Source organism: Rhodococcus oxybenzonivorans (assembly GCF_003130705.1).
GTDB lineage: Bacteria > Actinomycetota > Actinomycetes > Mycobacteriales > Mycobacteriaceae > Rhodococcus_F > Rhodococcus_F oxybenzonivorans.
In genome coordinates, this window is record NZ_CP021355.1 from 884509 (window position 1) to 902404 (window position 17896).

Annotated in this window: 12 protein-coding genes and 9 pseudogenes; 6 read left to right on the forward strand and 15 right to left on the reverse strand. The window is 66.1% G+C overall.

The features are described from left to right. Positions 1-12: 12 nt before the first annotated feature. Positions 13-2106, reverse strand: coding sequence for an ISAzo13-like element ISRop2 family transposase (locus CBI38_RS35170; RefSeq protein ID WP_109336005.1), 2094 nt, complete (start codon positions 2104-2106; stop codon positions 13-15). Positions 2107-2162: 56 nt separating this feature from the next. On the opposite strand from CBI38_RS35170, the pseudogene CBI38_RS35175 reads away from it, so the two are divergent. Next, positions 2163-2421, forward strand: a pseudogene (locus CBI38_RS35175) (transposase); the annotation flags it as partial. Positions 2422-2468: 47 nt separating this feature from the next. Here the strand turns inward: CBI38_RS35175 and CBI38_RS35180 are convergent. From CBI38_RS35180 to CBI38_RS35190, 3 genes and pseudogenes are all read right to left on the reverse strand, one after another. Beyond that, positions 2469-4413, reverse strand: a pseudogene (locus CBI38_RS35180) (tyrosine-type recombinase/integrase). Continuing rightward, the gene (locus CBI38_RS35185) at positions 4410-5471 is read right to left on the reverse strand and encodes a tyrosine-type recombinase/integrase (RefSeq protein ID WP_109336006.1); all 1062 of its coding nucleotides are present in this window, start codon (positions 5469-5471) and stop codon (positions 4410-4412) included. Before CBI38_RS35185 ends, CBI38_RS35180 begins: the two are co-directional and overlap by 4 nt. Before the next feature lie 112 nt (positions 5472-5583). After that, positions 5584-5838, reverse strand: a pseudogene (locus CBI38_RS35190) (transposase); the annotation flags it as partial. A gap of 56 nt (positions 5839-5894) precedes the next feature. Between CBI38_RS35190 and CBI38_RS35195 the strand changes: the two are divergent. Then, a pseudogene (locus tag CBI38_RS35195) lies at positions 5895-7987 on the forward strand (ISAzo13-like element ISRop2 family transposase). Positions 7988-8002: 15 nt separating this feature from the next. Here the strand turns inward: CBI38_RS35195 and CBI38_RS35200 are convergent. Then, positions 8003-8773 (reverse strand): annotated as a pseudogene (locus CBI38_RS35200) (IS256 family transposase); the annotation flags it as partial. 597 nt (positions 8774-9370) lie between these two features. On the opposite strand from CBI38_RS35200, the gene CBI38_RS35205 reads away from it, so the two are divergent. After that, positions 9371-10126 (forward strand): DUF4429 domain-containing protein, encoded by a 756-nt coding sequence (locus CBI38_RS35205; protein ID WP_109336007.1) that lies wholly within the window; start codon positions 9371-9373, stop codon positions 10124-10126. 216 nt (positions 10127-10342) lie between these two features. Here CBI38_RS35205 and CBI38_RS38690 read toward each other — a convergent pair whose 3' ends face one another. The 6 genes and pseudogenes from CBI38_RS38690 to CBI38_RS35225 form a co-directional block, all read right to left on the reverse strand. Further along, positions 10343-10513 carry a hypothetical protein gene (locus CBI38_RS38690; RefSeq protein WP_204165029.1) on the reverse strand — a complete coding sequence of 57 codons (171 nt, stop codon included), beginning with the start codon at positions 10511-10513 and terminating at the stop codon, positions 10343-10345. 319 nt (positions 10514-10832) lie between these two features. Further along, positions 10833-10967, reverse strand: a complete 135-nt coding sequence (locus CBI38_RS40200) for a hypothetical protein (RefSeq protein WP_257792498.1) — start codon at positions 10965-10967, stop codon at positions 10833-10835. A 324-nt stretch (positions 10968-11291) separates the two neighbouring features. Then, positions 11292-11492: a hypothetical protein gene (locus tag CBI38_RS39865; protein WP_230990360.1), complete on the reverse strand. Its 201-nt coding sequence runs from the start codon at positions 11490-11492 to the stop codon at positions 11292-11294. Beyond that, positions 11489-12298 carry a hypothetical protein gene (locus tag CBI38_RS35215; RefSeq protein ID WP_230990361.1) on the reverse strand — a complete coding sequence of 270 codons (810 nt, stop codon included), beginning with the start codon at positions 12296-12298 and terminating at the stop codon, positions 11489-11491. Before CBI38_RS35215 ends, CBI38_RS39865 begins: the two co-directional genes overlap by 4 nt. A 41-nt stretch (positions 12299-12339) precedes the next feature. Then, positions 12340-12522, reverse strand: a pseudogene (locus CBI38_RS35220) (helix-turn-helix domain-containing protein); the annotation flags it as partial. Further along, positions 12519-12749 (reverse strand): annotated as a pseudogene (locus CBI38_RS35225) (tyrosine-type recombinase/integrase); the annotation flags it as partial. The pseudogenes CBI38_RS35225 and CBI38_RS35220, both read right to left, overlap by 4 nt. Positions 12750-13000: 251 nt before the next feature. On the opposite strand from CBI38_RS35225, the pseudogene CBI38_RS39870 reads away from it, so the two are divergent. Next, a pseudogene (locus CBI38_RS39870) lies at positions 13001-13505 on the forward strand (2-phosphosulfolactate phosphatase); the annotation flags it as partial. On the opposite strand, the gene CBI38_RS35230 reads toward CBI38_RS39870, so the two are convergent. After that, the gene (locus CBI38_RS35230) at positions 13415-14092 is read right to left on the reverse strand and encodes a site-specific integrase (protein WP_109336010.1); all 678 of its coding nucleotides are present in this window, start codon (positions 14090-14092) and stop codon (positions 13415-13417) included. The pseudogene CBI38_RS39870 and the gene CBI38_RS35230 overlap by 91 nt on opposite strands. Positions 14093-15070: 978 nt before the next feature. Between CBI38_RS35230 and CBI38_RS35235 the strand changes: the two genes are divergently transcribed. Beyond that, entirely contained in the window at positions 15071-15316 is a 246-nt protein-coding gene (locus tag CBI38_RS35235; RefSeq protein WP_109336011.1) for a helix-turn-helix transcriptional regulator, read from the forward strand. 925 nt (positions 15317-16241) lie between these two features. Next, positions 16242-16427 carry a hypothetical protein gene (locus CBI38_RS38170; protein WP_143548746.1) on the forward strand — a complete coding sequence of 62 codons (186 nt, stop codon included), beginning with the start codon at positions 16242-16244 and terminating at the stop codon, positions 16425-16427. A 96-nt stretch (positions 16428-16523) separates the two neighbouring features. Here CBI38_RS38170 and CBI38_RS35240 read toward each other — a convergent pair. The 3 genes and pseudogenes from CBI38_RS35240 to CBI38_RS35250 form a co-directional block, all read right to left on the reverse strand. Continuing rightward, positions 16524-17014 (reverse strand): annotated as a pseudogene (locus CBI38_RS35240) (hypothetical protein). Between the two features lie 243 nt (positions 17015-17257). Continuing rightward, positions 17258-17497, reverse strand: coding sequence for a hypothetical protein (locus tag CBI38_RS35245; RefSeq protein WP_109336012.1), 240 nt, complete (start codon positions 17495-17497; stop codon positions 17258-17260). Between the two features lie 59 nt (positions 17498-17556). Beyond that, positions 17557-17883, reverse strand: a complete 327-nt coding sequence (locus tag CBI38_RS35250) for a hypothetical protein (RefSeq protein WP_230990362.1) — start codon at positions 17881-17883, stop codon at positions 17557-17559. Positions 17884-17896 lie beyond the last annotated feature (13 nt).

Genomic DNA, 17896 nt, shown 5'->3' on the forward strand with positions numbered 1-17896 from the left:
GACTGTAAGGAATTAATGTGTCGATTCGGGTGTGTCGCCCTCTCGTGGTGGTATGGCAGCGAGGAGGGCGGCGGCGGTGCGGTAGCGGATGGTTGCCGGTGCCGGGGTGTAGCCGTCCTGTTCGAGCAGTGGCCGCACGTCGAGCAGGGCATTGCCGATGGTGCGTGGGCTGACCTGGAACAGTTCGGCCAGGACGGCGCGGTTGCAGAGCTGGCGCATATGCAGAACGGTGGCCAGGACGCGTTCGGCATCGGTGATCTTCTGGAGGAAGATTCCGCCGCGGCCCCCGGGCATGCGTTCGCCGCCGCGTTGGGCGTAGCGGCGTCGTTCGACCATGGCGGCTTGCCGGACGGCGAGGCGTTCGACGAGGTCGCCCAGTTGCCGGCGACTCATGCCGGTCAGTGCCGGATGCGACAGTGCCTCGGGGAGCGGCCGATTCGGTGTCGGGTCGGGTGCCGTGCCGTCACGGAGAAATCCCGCGAGGTCTGCGGCGGTGCTGAAGCGCAGCCCGATGGTCGGGGTGACGTGATGGCCGTGTTCGTCGAGCAGCATCCGCGTTTCGGCGATGATTTCGCCGATGGAGTTCGGATTCACCCCGAGCAGATCCGACAGCACCCGCTGAGGGCAGACCTGCCGCAGATACACGACGGTGATCAGCAGGGCCGCGGCGTCCGACAGCAGGCGTCGCCCGCCGGCACCCGGGGCATTGCGGCGCCGGCCGCCGCGTTGGTGCCAGCGGCGTTGCTCGGCGCGGGCGGCCTGAGCCGGTGCCAGCCGTGCGGTGAGTTCCTCCAGCTCGTCGCCCGTCATGCCAGTCAGGCGCGAGTCGGCGAGCATCGCGACGGCCGCGGCACGCTCGCCTTCCCGGTCCCGGTTGGGAACCGGAGCGGCGTCGGCGTGAGTGGGTTCGATGGTGTAGTTCCACGTTCCGCACTGGGCGTGCGGGCGGATGGGCAACGCGCGCAACTCCTCTCGACCAACCGAGATCCCGATCGGGTAGTCGCCGGTGTCCAGCTCGGCGTCCACGCGCAGCCCGGTGCGGGTGCGGGTGGAGGCGATGGTCTTGACCACGACCTCGTGGCTGGTCAGCGGCCGCCCCCGCCAGTTCATGGTGATCTGGGAGAACAGCCGGTGCTCGATCTTGTTCCACTTCGAGGTGCCGGGCGGGAAGTGGCAGACCGTAATCGCCAACCCGGTCTCGGTTGCCAGCGCAGCCAATTCCGCCTTCCACAACCGGTACCGGTAGCTGTTGGAGCCACCGGCGTCGGCGGTGATCAGCAGCCGGCGCGCGTGCGGGTAGTCGGCGGCGCCGCGGGCCTGCCGCCAGCGGCGGATGGAGGCGACCGCGAACGCGGCGGTGTCGTGGTCGACGCCGACATTGACCCAACCTGCGTCGGTGGTCAAGTCGTAGACGCCGTACGGGATGGCCCGGTCCGCATTCGGTCCGGTGAAGAAGCTGTGATCGACCACCCGCACCGGATCGCCGTGCGGCCGCCACTCGCGCCCCGGGGTGGGCAGCTGGCCGAGTTGTTCCTTCTTCTTCGAATCGACGCTGATCACCGGCTCGCCCGCGTCCTGGTGCGCCTTGACCTGCTCGTTGATGTAGCGGAACTGCACGTCCCGGTCCGGGTGCTGCTCGCCTTCCAACGTCTTGGCGTTGGCCTGCAAACTGAATCCGTTGTCCCGCAACAACCGTCCCACCGTCGGTGCGGACACCGGATGGCCCTGCCGGGTCAGCTCCTCGGCCAGGTGTCGCAGCGACTTGGTCGTCCACCGCAACGGAGACTCCGGATCCCCACGCTCATCCGGCTCGACCAGCGCCAACAACGCAGGCACCAGCTGCGGATTCAGCGCGTCCGCACCCTTGCGGCCCCCACCCGGACGGCGGACCCGACCCGTCGGCGCCGGCTGCTCGCCGGCCTCCAACTCGAACACGCCCCTGCGAACCGTGGTCTCGCTGACACCGACCGCCCGGGCCACCGCCCGCACCCCGCCATGCCCCAGCGACCGGGCCTCCGCCGCCAACGCCAAACGCCGCTGCCGCTCGTTCAGGTGCGGCAACAAGACCTCGAACCGCTCCCGCAACCGGTCCTCGACCTCGCTCACAACCGCCCTACCGCACCGACCTGACTCAAACTGCAAAACACCATGTTATTACCTTACAGTCACATTATTCGACGAATCTCATGTCCCAGACCCCGAAGAACTCGTGGCCCTGGGTGCGTGCGCTCCTGCACTCCGTTTACGACCAACCAGACGCCGATTCTGTTCATGCTCAATATGATCGGGTGATTGATGCATTGTCGGAGAAGCTCCCGAGGGTCGCCGATCACCTCGATGCAGCCCGGGTGGATCTGCTCGCGTTCACCGCGTTTCCCAAGCAGATCTGGCGTCAGATCTGGTCCAACAATCCCGAGGAGATTAACCGGCCTTCGCGTGTGGGTCAATCGCAGACTGGCGATCTGGAGTCAGCGGTCGAGCCGGTGGAGGTGATCGGTCAGGGCGTCTGCAACGCGGTGGTGGCGAGCAGCTTCGTCGGGCCAGCCGCGGTCGCAGGCATCGGCTTCGAGGGCCTGGACGTCGGTGCGTTGCGCCTCGAGCGCGTCGTGGAACTCGGGTCCGGTGACGAAGTTGTCGCAGGTCTCGCAGATGTTGGCATAGGGACAGGCTCCGGCCGCCTCGTGCCGAGAACAGTAGCCGTGGGCGAGGCGGGTTTTGAGCATCTCGCTGCCGAGCCAGCTGACGGTGTCGGGAACGATCGGCTTGCCGACCGGGGTAAGGGTGAACCGGCGGCGCATCTTGCCCATGGCCTGGTCGTAGGCGTCGCGCAACGTCGGCGATGCCAGGGTGGCGTAACGGAGAGTCATCTGAGGAGTGACGTGCCCGAGCAGCGCCATCAACGCCTGCAGGCTCATACCGGCATTGGCGAGCTCGGTCGCCCAGGTATGCCGCAGCTGATGTGGGGTGACGATCAGCGGCTTGCCGCCGGCGCCGCGCAGCCCGGACCGTTCGACGGCGGTGAGCAGCCCGTTGCGCAGCCGGGTCTGGCCGAGGCGGCGGCCGTGCGCGACGAACAGGAAATCGGTCAAAGCTCCTGTTCGCGGATGTGGCAGCGGCCGGCAGACGCCGCGCCCGCTGGTCCACTCGTCCAACGCCGAGACCGTGGCCGCCGAGAGCGGCACCATGCGCTCGGTGGCGAGTTTGCCCAGCGGCACCTTCAGCCAGGTCCCGGCCGGGCCGTAGTCCATCACGCTGCCGAGCTCGAGATCGAGCAGTTCCCCGACCCGCAACCCCGCCCCGCGGAGCGCCGTCAACCCGATGCGGGCGAACGAATCCTCCAACCCGGCAACAGCGTTCATCACCACGCCGTCGACGTCGGGTGCCAGTGCGCGGGGCAACGGCTGGTCGAGCTTGGGGACGTCGGCGGCGAAGACCAGCCGGCGCGGCGGCGCCTGCTCCCAGCCCCATTCGGTGAGATCGTCGAGTAAGTTGCGCAGGCTCAGCACCGTCGATTGGATCACGGCCCTCGAGATGGTGCGACCGGCGCCGGCGGCGGTGCGTTGCCCGCGCCAGGTGCGGGTGCGGTTCCAGACGAGGAAGCCCTCGATGTGACTGCGGTCCAGCTCGCGCAGACAGGTCAGGTCGCGGTGGTGTGTGGTGAGGTAGTCCGCGAACGGCAGCAGGTCGTTGATCAGTGATTCGACGGATTTCGGGCGAAGCACGGCGGCTCGGACGGTCACATAGCGCAACAACGTCTCGCGGATCGCGTCTGCCATCGGCAGCGTCGGCGAACCGTTGGGCGTAGCTGCGGGCCCAGACGCGGCGCCGTGGTGGAATATCGACGATGCGGGCCTCGAACAGCACCTGCCGCAGACCCGCGATCCGATTGCGGTAGGCCCGCCGTGACGACGGCGGAATAGCTTGTGTTGCAGCCAATGCGGCATCGAAATCGTCGACGGTGTCGTTGGTGATGCCGCTGACGAGTCCGCCATGCCAGGCGAGCAGCACCGCCAGGCACTCGCCGAGGACGGTCTCGACCCACGACGGTGCCCAGCCCAAGGCCAGTCCGGCGGTCCGGGCCGCGGCGAACCCGTCCGGGTCGCGGGCCTCGATGGCACTCCCGAGTCCGGTGAGGTTCTTGACGGCGGCGAACTCGAGGTCCAGTCGCAGCTCGTCTCGACCGATGACGTGACACAACAGGGGCCACGCCCCGGTGCTGCGGAGTTCGGTAAGCCGGTCCGAGGCAGGCCGGGCCATCCATTCCCGCAGATCCGGGTGCTCGACCAGGAATGCGGTTGCGATGCGGGTGCGGCCGCGGACGGCTCTTCCGCCCAGCCCGAGGGTGGCGACGTGGTCGAGATAGCCGGCCAGCACCGTATCCGGGTCGAATACGGTCGGCCATGCCGTGGTCATCGCCGTGCCCCGGCGAGACTGGCTCGGGCGGCGCCGTATTCGGCGGCGAGCTGCTCGATCGACAGGTGCACGTACTCGGCGGTGGTCTCCGGGGACGCGTGCCCCATCAGCTCCCGCAGCACCATCAGATCGATTCCCGCGGAGGCGAGTTCGGTGCCGTAGGTGTGTCGCAGCCGGTGCGGACGCACCCGACCCGCGCCGGACAGGTTCCGGTGCCGCCGGAACAATGATCGCAGCCCGGCCTCGGTCACCGGCGCCCCCACGGTGGGGCCCCGCAGCACGACGAAGCACTCCGGTGTGACCACCCCGGGTGGCCGCTCGAGGCGCAGATAGGCCGATAGTTCGGTGAAGAACACCGCATCGACCGGTACCACACGCTCCTTCGAACCCTTGCCGAGCACCCGCAGACGGCGTCGACCGAAATCCACCTCCGCCAACCGGAGCGACCGCACCTCGGCGCTTCGCAGACCCCCGAGCAGCATCGCCCACACCATCGCCCGGTCCCGATGGGTGCGCAGCGACGAGACGAACACGTCCACCGCGTCGGCGTCGAGGGATTCGGGCAGCAACCGCGGCTGGCGCACCAGCCGGCCTCCGGCCCGGGGCCGGCCGGGCCCGAGATGCCCGAGCAAACCCCGCCCCGACGGACGTAACCCTTGACCCCGCCGGGGTGAGGGCACCGGATTGTCGGCGCGCACCCCGGTCATCACCAGGTACTCGAACAACGCCCGCACCGCCGCGACCCGCCGGTTGATCGTCGACGCCGCCGCCGTGCGCTGCCGGCCGTTCCTCGTCGTTGCGCCGGGTCGGGGATCACGGCGCACGCCCTGCCAGTCGATCCACTCGAACACGGTCACCGGCGTCACCGCCGCCAATCCGAGATCGCGGGCGATCAGGAACCGCGCCAGGTTCAGCACATCGAACGCATACGCCCGCACCGTCGCCACGCTGTACGCGCGCCCGGCCAGATGTTTGAGGAACGCGTTCGCCGCCGCGCAACCCTCCCACTCGCCGACCACCACATAACCGTCGTCCACCGCGTGCACCCGAACGGCCATCGCCTGCTCCTCTCCGATCGAGCCGCCACCGTCAGCATGCGCCCCATCCGGCCATCGGCCCCGGACCTCAGGCCGCGGACAGAATCGTGTCGCCCGAGAGCCGGTTAACCGATCGCGGATTGTTGCTCCAGATCTGTTTCCAGATCTGCTTGGGAAACGCGGTGAACGCGAGCAGATCCACCCGGGCTGCATCGAGGTGGTCGGCGACCTTCGGCAACTTCTCCGACAGTGCGCCGATGATTCGATCATATTGGGCATGAACAGAATCCGCGTCGGGTTGGTCGTAGACCGAGTGCAACAGCGTCTTCACCCAAGGCCACGAGTTCTTCGGGGTCTGGGACATGAGATTCGTCGAGTAATGTGACTGTAAGGTAATAACATGGTGTTTTGCAGTTTGAGTCAGGTCGGTGCGGTAGGGCGGTTGTGAGCGAGGTCGAGGACCGGTTGCGGGAGCGGTTCGAGGTCTTGTTGCCGCACCTGAACGAGCGGCAGCGGCGTTTGGCGTTGGCGGCGGAGGCCCGGTCGCTGGGGCATGGCGGGGTGCGGGCGGTGGCCCGGGCGGTCGGTGTCAGCGAGACCACGGTTCGCAGGGGCGTGTTCGAGTTGGAGGCCGGCGAGCAGCCGGCGCCGACGGGTCGGGTCCGCCGTCCGGGTGGGGGCCGCAAGGGTGCGGACGCGCTGAATCCGCAGCTGGTGCCTGCGTTGTTGGCGCTGGTCGAGCCGGATGAGCGTGGGGATCCGGAGTCTCCGTTGCGGTGGACGACCAAGTCGCTGCGACACCTGGCCGAGGAGCTGACCCGGCAGGGCCATCCGGTGTCCGCACCGACGGTGGGACGGTTGTTGCGGGACAACGGATTCAGTTTGCAGGCCAACGCCAAGACGTTGGAAGGCGAGCAGCACCCGGACCGGGACGTGCAGTTCCGCTACATCAACGAGCAGGTCAAGGCGCACCAGGACGCGGGCGAGCCGGTGATCAGCGTCGATTCGAAGAAGAAGGAACAACTCGGCCAGCTGCCCACCCCGGGGCGCGAGTGGCGGCCGCACGGCGATCCGGTGCGGGTGGTCGATCACAGCTTCTTCACCGGACCGAATGCGGACCGGGCCATCCCGTACGGCGTCTACGACTTGACCACCGACGCAGGTTGGGTCAATGTCGGCGTCGACCACGACACCGCCGCGTTCGCGGTCGCCTCCATCCGCCGCTGGCGGCAGGCCCGCGGCGCCGCCGACTACCCGCACGCGCGCCGGCTGCTGATCACCGCCGACGCCGGTGGCTCCAACAGCTACCGGTACCGGTTGTGGAAGGCGGAATTGGCTGCGCTGGCAACCGAGACCGGGTTGGCGATTACGGTCTGCCACTTCCCGCCGGCACCTCGAAGTGGAACAAGATCGAGCACCGGCTGTTCTCCCAGATCACCATGAACTGGCGGGGGCGGCCGCTGACCAGCCACGAGGTCGTGGTCAAGACCATCGCCTCCACCCGCACCCGCACCGGGCTGCGCGTGGACGCCGAGCTGGACACCGGCGACTACCCGATCGGGATCTCGGTTGGTCGAGAGGAGTTGCGCGCGTTGCCCATCCGCCCGCACGCCCAGTGCGGAACGTGGAACTACACCATCGAACCCACTCACGCCGACGCCGCTCCGGTTCCCAACCGGGACCGGGAAGGCGAGCGTGCCGCGGCCGTCGCGATGCTCGCCGACTCGCGCCTGACTGGCATGACGGGCGACGAGCTGGAGGAACTCACCGCACGGCTGGCACCGGCTCAGGCCGCCCGCGCCGAGCAACGCCGCTGGCACCAACGCGGCGGCCGGCGCCGCAATGCCCCGGGTGCCGGCGGGCGACGCCTGCTGTCGGACGCCGCGGCCCTGCTGATCACCGTCGTGTATCTGCGGCAGGTCTGCCCTCAGCGGGTGCTGTCGGATCTGCTCGGGGTGAATCCGAACTCCATCGGCGAAATCATCGCCGAAACGCGGATGCTGCTCGACGAACACGGCCATCACGTCACCCCGACCATCGGGCTGCGCTTCAGCACCGCCGCAGACCTCGCGGGATTTCTCCGTGACGGCACGGCACCCGACCCGACACCGAATCGGCCGCTCCCCGAGGCACTGTCGCATCCGGCACTGACCGGCATGAGTCGCCGGCAACTGGGCGACCTCGTCGAACGCCTCGCCGTCCGGCAAGCCGCCATGGTCGAACGACGCCGCTACGCCCAACGCGGCGGCGAACGCATGCCCGGGGGCCGCGGCGGAATCTTCCTCCAGAAGATCACCGATGCCGAACGCGTCCTGGCCACCGTTCTGCATATGCGCCAGCTCTGCAACCGCGCCGTCCTGGCCGAACTGTTCCAGGTCAGCCCACGCACCATCGGCAATGCCCTGCTCGACGTGCGGCCACTGCTCGAACAGGACGGCTACACCCCGGCACCGGCAACCATCCGCTACCGCACCGCCGCCGCCCTCCTCGCTGCCATACCACCACGAGAGGGCGACACACCCGAATCGACACATTAATTCCTTACAGTCACAATGCGTTCGGCACCGTTGCCATGCCGCTCCCGGCAAGGTAGCGCCGATCGCAGACACGAGACCGGCGTGCGCGTCGGAGGTCACCAACCGCACCCCGGACAAACCGCGCGCGACCAGCGACCGGAAGAACGCCAACCACCCGGCACCATCCTCGCTGGAGGTCACATCCAGGCCCAGGATCTCCCGGTAGCCCTCGGCGTTGACGCCGACCGCCACGAGGGCGTGCACGTTGACCACCCGCCCGTTCTCCCGGACCTTCAACACGAGGGCGTCGGCGGCGACGAACGTGTACGGCCCGGCGTCCAAGGGTCGGCTGCGGAACGCCTCCACCTGGGCGTCGAGGTCCTTGGCCATGACGGACACCTGCGACTTCGAAAGCGAGGTGATTCCGAGGGAATCGACGAGTTTCTCCATCCGGCGGGTGGAGACTCCGAGCAGGTAGCAGGTGGCCACCACCGAGGTCAGCGCCCGCTCGGCACGCTTGCGGCGCTGCAGCAACTAGTCCGGGAAATACGAACCCTGACGCAGCTTCGGGATGGCGACGTCGAGAGTGCCGGCGCGGGTATCGAAGTCGCGGTGTCGGTACCCGTTGCGGCTGTTGGTGCGGTCCTCGGAGCGTTCGCCGAAGCCGGCACCGCACAGGGTGTCAGCCTCGGCGCCCATGAGCGCGTCGATGAACGTGGACAGCAAACTCCGCAGCAGATCGGGGCTGGCGTCGGCGAGCTGATCGCTCAGGAACTGGTGCAGGTCGATATCGTGGGCAGTGGCCATCGCGTGGTCCTTCATCGAGTGACTTTGGTCGGTCTCTCGAAGAGTCACGCGATGGCCGCCTTCATAGGGCTACGACACGCCGGTCAGGTTCGGATCCGGCTCGTACACCACTCTGCTGGACGCAACCCCCTGCGAACACCACCACGGATGTGAATCTGGGGGTGGATCGGCTCTCTTAGTTCGCACAGGAGCATATCGAGACATTCCGACCAAATCGGCCACTTGATCATCGGGCCGGCGTGGGCCGTTCATATTTGCCCGCAGCACTGAGGACGAACGACCTTGATGCCGGGCGAGGATCCGCCGCATGCTGAGAGCCCGGGTCGACGAGGGGTGAAGAAGTGTGGTTCAGGTTGTGGGCGCCTCCCGGTGTTCTGGTCGGGGAGCAACTTTGTGTGGTGGCCTGTGCCGGCGCCCGGGTTCGGGGGGCGTATGGAGCTCCGCAGTGACACCGGGTCGGTGGCGTGGCGCACGGTCGCCGACGTCCAGGCCACCGGCCCCACCCCACTGCGAGCGGCGCTGTGATGAACACCGACAGCTGGACCGAACGATGGCCAGAACCATTCAAGGTCGCGGTCGGTCTGCTTTGATATTCCGATGGCCGTTCACACATACACCGGCGCGGGGTCCACCGTCTCGTTCGATGACGTCTCGGGGACTGTCACGTTTGAGCACACACACTGGCGGCAGCCACGCAATAAGCGGGCGGCGTCTCCGTGGACCGTTCCGGTAGGCGCGATCGAAGGCATTTCCTGGCGTGAGGCCACTGCGTCCAAGCCTGCCCAGATGAGGTTGCGCCTCCGCGGACGCGTAGGGCACAGCAAGGACGGCCGAGCTGACTTCAACTACATCACCGGCAAAGATGAGATTGGGGTCTTGGTTACAGCGATCAACGCCGCTGTCCAAATCGCTGAGCCAGTACTCGGATTCGGGGACGAGCTGACCCCGCGACAGGCACCCGCGCCGCCGGCGGTGTCAGTCAACGTCCCTGTCGCTGGCGGCCCGCCGGCGCCCGACAAGGAGGAGTTCGGCGGATTCAAACTGAACGGAAAGATCCTTACCTACAAAGGCGTGCGATATGGCGTCGCCGGTATGAAGGCGACGGTAGACATCGGGGGGACCCAGCGACGCACGACCCTCACACGCGTTGTCGTCGGGACCGCAATCGACCCCGGTAAAGGGACGCTCATCGGGGCGATGGCGAAGAAGCAGACGAGCTATGTCTACCTGACGGTCGAGTTCCCGAATGGAACGGAGATCATGGTCGAAGCGCCCGGCAACTATGAGTTGTTCGCTCGCAGTTTCGCATCGGCGCTCAACTCTGCCAGCCGCTCGGCGTCGCGCTCGGGCTAGGATGCTGATCGGATAAGGATCCGTGTCCGAGCTTGCGACGCTGCGAGCGGAAGCCACATCATGGAGCCAAGGTCGGGCAGTAGGCCGATCATTGCGCGCTCCTTAGAACGGATTCCACCAGTTGGCGATTTGGGTAAGGATGGGGAACCAGAAGGCCGATTCCCCTTCCGAAAACCAGCCGGGGAGGTCAGGCAGATTGCCGATCATCTCGACTCCTCAGAACTGATTCCACCAGGTAGCGAATGCGATCCATGCGGAGCCCGGAAATAGATAGGGCGCCGAGAAGATGTCGACGGGCAGGTCGGGCAGAAATCCAATCATCAGTTCATCGCCTGCCACCACTCGACGATCGGCCACCAGACCGGCATGGTCACGGTTGCGAACCACACGTAGAAGTCACCGATTGGGCCATACATTCCGGGTGACATGGCTAGAACTGATTCCACCAGTTGGCGAAGTTGACGTACCAAACACCCGGTGGCCAGATCGGGTCGCCGAACACTGGGATGTCAAACACGATGCCGATCATGACTGTCTCCTGGTCCTCCCGACCTGCCTGACGTATCGCTGACCTGGCAAAGCCCGTTACCCAGACAGGGCCCACGCCACCCTAATCGGAGGACGGCCCAGGACGCATCACCTGCGTACTCGCCGCCGACGTCCTGTCGGAGAAGGCAGCCTAGAGCCGCCTCCGCTCATCTTGCCGTCAGTCGTTGACCTTGAGCCGTGACGCGTAGGCAAGTGCGTCCTGGAACGCGTCGTCCGCCGCATCCAGGGCGCGATCGACGCCGCCCAGGCGCAGCAGCACCGCATCGAGCGCCTCTGTAGCAACGCAGGCCATGCGAATAACCAACTTACTACTGGTAACCCCGCGTATTCGGTCCGTGCGTATGTGGACTCCGAATGATGACGGTCGTTAGGCGTGAGTTTCATCTGTCAACGGTCGCTCGGCGGCGCAGGACATTCTGTGTGCGCTCGGACACCTCCTGGAACGGTGCCAGCTCGTCCATATCCGCGTCATTCATGATGGACTCCACACCAGTGGTAGCCAGGTATCGGACGCCTCCACGGTTCACGTACGGATACCAGCACGGACCGGTACTTCGATACACCACACCCTCCGGAACTTTCCTCCAGCTGTTCCAGGTGCCCTGATTTGCGTCAGTCATTTTGTTCCTTTCATCTGTGGTCCCGCGGCGTATCCGGCCCAAGGTTGCGCCACTTCAGCGGCGTGGCGATGTGCGATCTGCTGGCTGTAGCCGAGCATGTCCGCCACGACCGGAGCAGGCACCTCCGACACCAATGTTCGGATCGCTGTGGTGCGAGTACCGAGGAGATCGATACCGAGGGTGCGCAACCGGTTCATGATCGTGTTCGGGTGCAGGTGACGGCCGGGCGTGCGGCCGGGGAAGAGCCACTCCGAGTCACCATCTCGGACCGCATGCAGGTTGGGGCGTTGTGCGAGGTGTTCGGTGAGCATGCCCGCGAACGGCGTCGGAATGGGCGCAGGATGGGTGCCGAGGGAAAGATATGGACCGTCTGACGCCAGGAGGACGTCGGACGTGCGATGGGATGCGATCCTCGCGATCGTTGAGCGTAGAGGAGCAGCAGTGTGCCGGCGATCCGATAGGGCAGGGATTCGCTGTTACCGGTCAGCAGTTCACGCAGCCAGGCGATCCGTTGGTCCTGGGTGATGGTGGGGGAGGAGCGGGCGCTGCGGTGGTTGATCAGGATGCCGGTGTTGACCCGCGCCCGTCGAGACCAGACGAAGAACGTTCGGATGCCGTGGCGGGTGGTTGGTCCAGCGGTAAGCCATTCATCGACGTCGCGTTGGTTGCATGTCGAGGCGACACGGCCGTGTGCTTCGAGGAGCCAGTCCAAGAACTTGATCGTCTCGGCAATCTCCTGCTTGGCCGCGTGGACCGGACCGCGCGTCGAGGTTCCGGTGGCGGAGATAACGCGGATCCGCCGAAGGTGGTGCCATGTAGCGAACTGTTCGACGGGTTGCCGGACGGCCGCGTCGCCGATGGCATCGAGCTTGACCCGCAGCCAGTGTTCGAAGCGGGCGAGATAGGCGTCGCGTTGGGGTAGGAGACCCTGATGCTCGAGCAGACCCCGGAGGTGGGACGCTCGATGGCCGTGTCCGAGCTCGTCGATCCCTTCGTGACTCATTGAGATCTCGCCAACCGCCAGCTTGCGCAACATCTCTCGTAGAGCGCTGCGACCATCTGCAGCGAAACACGTTCGGGGCGCTGGGTGACCAACCGGTAGACCTGGGGGCGGGAGAGGTCGATTCCACGTTCATGCAGTAGGGGAATCAGGTCGGTGCTGTTGTGCTGCCCGCGCGCGGCCATGAGTTCTGCCAGCCGCCAGGTGTAGTCGACGGTGCGTTTCACGACATTCTTCCTTCGTCGGAGAGTGCGGCATCCATCGCGGCGTCGAGGGCACGACGCAACGTGCGGATCCGGAAGTCACTGGACACGCAGGTGTAGAGGGCGGTGCTGCTGGCGTGGTCGTGACCCATCTGCTGTTGCACGAACAGAGCGTCCCAGCCGTCCTCGATGAGGTGGGTGGCGTAGGAACGACGCAGCGAGTGCAAGTCGAGCCCGGGCTCGAGGTTCAGTTCAATGCAATTCTCTGCACTTGTCAACAAGTTCGGGATTCGTTGGCAAAGCGCATGGATCGCAGCAAGTTTAGCTGCGAGTCGCGTGATTACACCGAGTGTGAGACAGACCCGGTAGAAACTGTCGAGCGCAAAATCGGTGAAGACGAGACCACCCGCGAAGCCCAGGGGCGTTCGCTCCCGAGGAGCGGCCGGACACTCCATCGGTGCGTCCGCACGTAGAAGTGTCCAGATATGCCAGAGTGTGTGGGGTGAATCGCGAGCATCGACATGACTATTCTCTTCGCTTCGAGTGGGGATTGTCTGAGGCCACCGCAGTGGCGTCCGACGCCGACGTCGCGGTTATCGTCGATGTTCTGTCCTTCACCACCACCCTGTCAGTCGCGATCGATGCTGGTATCGAGGTGCTTCCCTATCGATGGCGGGACGCTTCTGCGGTGCAATATGCCGCAGCCCAAGATGCTGTGCTGGCTGTTGGTAGGAGTGTTGCAACGCCGGGTTCGATCAGTCTGTCGCCGGGCACGATTCGTTCGGCGCAGGGGGTGGATCGACTCGTCCTTCCGTCCCCGGACGGTTCATCGATAGCGTACGAGCTGAACTCCTCCGTGGGGGTATGTATCGGAGCTTCGCTACGCCCGTGCGGTCGCGAGATGGATCTCCGAAAACTACACGAAGGAAACGGTCGTGGCGGTGATTGCAGCCGGTGAGAAGTGGCCGGATGACACCTTGCGGCCGGCGGTGGAAGACCACTGGGGCTGCCGCATCGGTGCACGCCGCAGCCGGGGCGACGGGTCTATCGGGCTCAGCTGTTGCATCCGTCGGCGATCGGGTGCGGCCGGGACCGGATTGACCAGTGGGCCGCGGCCGAACATGCGGTGGAACTCGTAGAACGAGTACACCACGGTCAACGCATGGTTGATCGTCGACGGCGCGTACCCCGCAGGTAGGACCGGTTTCCCGGTCTTGAGATTCACTGACCCCGGCTGCGACACCGACAGACTTGAGCGCCGGTGCTGCGGGTTGACCGCTGATCGCAGCCACCCCACCATCACCTCGACGTCCTCGCGAGTCGCGCGATCCCACCGCAGCCCGAGCACTGTCAGGACCTTCCACCACCGCAGCAGATCGTGGGCATAAGACCGCACCGTCAACGCACTGACGTCGGAGATGACCAGACCCGACAAATACACCGAGACGGGCTCGACCTCCACCCCGTCGACCACCACCACGTACGGCACCACAGCCGGAGGCGCCGCGCGCTGCACGCTCCCCACCGCCGGCAACTCGATGCGTCTTCGCGAACCGCTCGCCGCAGCTCGTCCATCTACCCACCCCCGTAGCATCCGCCCGTAGGCTACCTATCCTTCGAGACCTTCTAAGTGCAGTTAACAGGTCCCGCGGCGAATGGCTCGCATCGTGCACCTTCACCATCCCCACCGGCAACAAGTTGGGAAGTCTCGAGGTCACCCACTGGTGCCCCGCAGCGGCCGTCACCGCCGCCGACCAGGACTGACCCATCCAATGCGTTCCTACCGCCCGGCGGTGGACATTGCGTGAGGTACCCGTGACCCGATCTGCTGCACTCGGACAGTGAGACGCCGACGCCCTGTTCCTCATCGCGGCCACCCACGGACTGTAGGGAATGAATGACCCCCACCACCACTCACCGAACCTCGAGTGCGAACCCAGATATGCCGCGCTGGTCGAAACAACCGCGGCAGGGGGTTGGCCACTCGGACGAAATCAACCGCCTCCTGGCTCGACTCGACATCGACGACAGCGCAGCCAAATATGGCAGGAACGATCCACTCGATCCTCCCGAATGGCGTTCGTCGCGCTCGACATCGAGTCCACAGCCACGCGGAGGCGCAGTCGGGCGTGACTTGGGGCGCGAGATGCCTGCCATCTCCTCGTCCGGGAGATCGGGCAACCTCGGGAAGCGTGCTGTCCCGGATCCGCCTGACCCCGAGACGTAATCGCTCCGGGCAGTCATTAGACTGACGGGCGTTCTGGTGAACATCCCCCCAACTTGTTTCCAGAACACCCCCTGTGGCCCGGCATCACCCCCCGATGCCGGGCCACACCCCTGCGGTAGCGACGACGAAACATCGGCCCCACGAGCGGGATCCGGTCGTATAGAGCGATACCGGACCCCCGAACGCGTGCGTGGGCATTACGGCATGCCGTTGTAGGGTCATTCCGAGGAAAGTCCCGCACCGCCTGGCGCAGTATCGCGGCCGGTCCGCCGGGTCGACCGCCGGGCCGCAACCGAACTACCACCGCATCGTCGACAGGCGATGAACAGGAAGGGCTCTCGCTATATGGCCAACCCACATCGACTGACCACCGATCAGGTCATCGACCTGATCAAGAAGGAAACCGGTACCGAGCTGTCGGTCTCTACGTTCCGCGGGTACGTCTCCCGCGGGCAAGCGCCGGCGCCGGTGGAGAAGATCGGCCGCACTCCGCTGTGGAAGCGCTCGGAAATCGTCGAGTGGGCGAACAACAGGCCGGGCCAGGGCGCGCGCACCGACATCCGCAAACCGCGCCGACGCCGCGCCGAGTGAGCACCTTCCTTCTTGCGACGCCGAAGGCCTGGACTCCCGTCCGCCGAAGTTCGCCCCCTGAAGGCCGGGCCGCACCACGCCAGCTGAACTACTGCTCGGGGGGAGTGGTGGTGCGTACAGGCGGCACGCACCTGCCTTATGGGCATCCCGCCTGACGAATTCCGTTGATGCCGCACGTGTAGCTCGAGAGAGCCTCTGCAGCTTCATAGCTCGGTCGTCGATCGTGTGTGACCGAAGGGGCGGTACGGTGAGCGGCGCCCGAATTACATCACGGTGACGAAAGTGAGGGGGTGGTCTACGCACGTTGGGATCGTCTGATGAAACGCCGGTGGCGCAGTTGAGGAGGCGCCTCAACGGATCGCCGGCGGCCGCTCGCACCAAGGTGCTGTGCACGGACTGATCGTCAGGATCTGACGCTTGCAATCCTAGCTAGCGTAGCTATCGGTGATGCAAGTGTCCGGTAGCGGGACCATACCGACCACCTCGAAAGTCGTCGTTTTCGTGACGAGTAGGGCTGTGTAATTGGTCGGTGCCGTCGATGGGCTCGTGTTCGTCGATCCGGGCTAGAGGTTTAGTTGCACGTTGGAGGGGGCGAGTGCGATCGGTTTCGATGATGAGTACGCCAGCGGGTTCCGCGAAACCCCTCGACACATGTTGGTGTGGGGCGGGGCGGTGAGCGCCGCTCATCCCGTGTCCGCATCCGCGCCGGACCGTGTAAACCCCCACGGCGCTCGGTGCTCCTGCAGTGCACGGCTGGGGATCGGTGAGGGGCCGCGCGGCGCCGGCTGAGGTCTGTCGTGGTCGGTGCCGCGCCACTGTTCGGGGTGCATGATGTTGTCAGGACCAGACTCTGGGGCTCTGCTTCGTCGGTTGGCTGTGCGATGCTGGTGCCACGGTTCGGATTCGGTGACGTCGCGAGGGTGACATGACTGTGCAGGTAATCCAATCCAGTGGACACAATGGGTGGGCGGTGCGGTGCGATCTGTGTGAGCACCGATTCGAGGCCGCGGTCGCCGGACAAACGGCGGCGGTGGCCTTCGCCCGGATCAACGGGTGGGTCGTCGGCGAGACCACCCGGTGCCCGATGTGCGCGACGGCTCGAATCGGCTGAGCGTCAGACGCCAGTGTGCGGTACCGGTCAGTTCCGATAACCAGGAATCGACAACAGTCGCTCAACATGCAGCTCGTCGAGCACAGTCGGACACCGTCACCGACGGGCATCGGACCCGAAGGTGGTGGGGAAGGGGCTGGGTCCGAGCGTGAGGGTGACCGAGGTGGGGTGGAGTCCGACCTGTGGCCAGCTGGTGGTGAGGGTCAGTGATCCGGTGGGCGGATAGGTGCCGATCCAGTACTGCGGCGTGGTTCGGTACGGCCCGGATTCCTCCGGGCCGGAGTCGGGGACCGCGTGGAACGGGTCAGCAAGCCCGCCCAGGTCGTCGGCGAGGATGCGCACGGCCAGATAGGACCACTGCGCCGACCAGTCTTGTGGGTCGGTCAGGGGTCGCGTTTCGTAACGCGCGAAGTCGGCGCGGACACCGGTGACCGATAGCGTGAACCGCAGCAGAAGCCCGGACGCGAACGCGGTCGCGGCGGACAGTTCGAGGGTGAGGTCGTTCTCGGCCACGATCGGCATGCCCGCGTGCACTGTGATCCCTCCGTGGTGGGCGGCGCGAGGGCCGGCCAACGATGGCGGCGCATGCTTCATCGTCGCATCACTCGGCCCCGCGATGTCTGTGAGTATCCTGAGAGTTCCTCCCCGCGAGAACGATTCGAGAACGAGACCTACAGCCCGGTAACTGAGAGCAGGGTGCCGGCCCCTGTGCTGTCGCCGAAGAGGGTCGTGTCTGCTCCAGAACCACAGAGCACGACGAACGCAGGATGCTGGGTGACACCGCGCACTACCGGAACACACACGCCGGCGGTCGGGGCATACGGGCAGTGTCAGAGGGCGGCGGTGATCAAGCCGACAATGCCGGCGACCGCGACGAGCGCGAGAAGGGCCAGCGGAAAAGATCCGAGGACCGTGCACACGACGGTGGTCAGCAGCGACAGGCCGATGGTCACGGCGATACCCGCTTCCCAGGACTCGAGGAGCGCCTCGCCGGTCGACGCCGGGTCGTCGCGACCGGTGTCGAGGGTGGTCTGTGTGATGGGCAGATGCGGGCCGGGGACGGCGGTCACGGGTTGGTGCGGATCCTTCCAAAAGTCGAGGACGGGGCGTGTAGGGGCTGGTGCGCGGGTCACGGGTACTCCAGCACCGGAAAGAGCGCGATCGCGGACACCGTGATCCCCGCGACTCCGGCGACGACGCCGAGCAACGCCCGCAGCGACGCGGACTCATCGTCGACTACGCCGGACCGGGATGTGGCGAGAGCACCGCACACTACGGCGCTCACACCCAGGACGAACCCGAGTCCGACCACCCAGAACGACGCGATGGACAATGCCCCCAAGGCGATCGACACGGAGGGCAACCGCGATCCACCGCGCGGCGCTCGCCGGCGTGCGCGCCCGGAGGAACGCCCGCCACGGGTGACACCTGATGGTCGCGAGGTAGCGGCGGTCATGATCCTCCTCCAG

What these genes read in the sequence shown, in the direction of transcription:
- CBI38_RS35185 (WP_109336006.1), bottom strand. Translation starts at nt 5,471, where the DNA reads ATGGCCGTTCGGGTGCACGCGGTGGACGACGGTTATGTGGTGGTCGGC.
- CBI38_RS35205 (WP_109336007.1), top strand. Translation starts at nt 9,371, where the DNA reads ATGGCCGTTCACACATACACCGGCGCGGGGTCCACCGTCTCGTTCGAT.
- CBI38_RS40200 (WP_257792498.1), bottom strand. Translation starts at nt 10,967, where the DNA reads ATGGCCTGCGTTGCTACAGAGGCGCTCGATGCGGTGCTGCTGCGCCTG.
- CBI38_RS39865 (WP_230990360.1), bottom strand. Translation starts at nt 11,492, where the DNA reads ATGAACCGGTTGCGCACCCTCGGTATCGATCTCCTCGGTACTCGCACC.
- CBI38_RS35215 (WP_230990361.1), bottom strand. Translation starts at nt 12,298, where the DNA reads ATGAGTCACGAAGGGATCGACGAGCTCGGACACGGCCATCGAGCGTCC.
- CBI38_RS35230 (WP_109336010.1), bottom strand. Translation starts at nt 14,092, where the DNA reads ATGCTACGGGGGTGGGTAGATGGACGAGCTGCGGCGAGCGGTTCGCGA.
- CBI38_RS35235 (WP_109336011.1), top strand. Translation starts at nt 15,071, where the DNA reads ATGGCCAACCCACATCGACTGACCACCGATCAGGTCATCGACCTGATC.
- CBI38_RS38170 (WP_143548746.1), top strand. Translation starts at nt 16,242, where the DNA reads ATGACTGTGCAGGTAATCCAATCCAGTGGACACAATGGGTGGGCGGTG.
- CBI38_RS35250 (WP_230990362.1), bottom strand. Translation starts at nt 17,883, where the DNA reads ATGACCGCCGCTACCTCGCGACCATCAGGTGTCACCCGTGGCGGGCGT.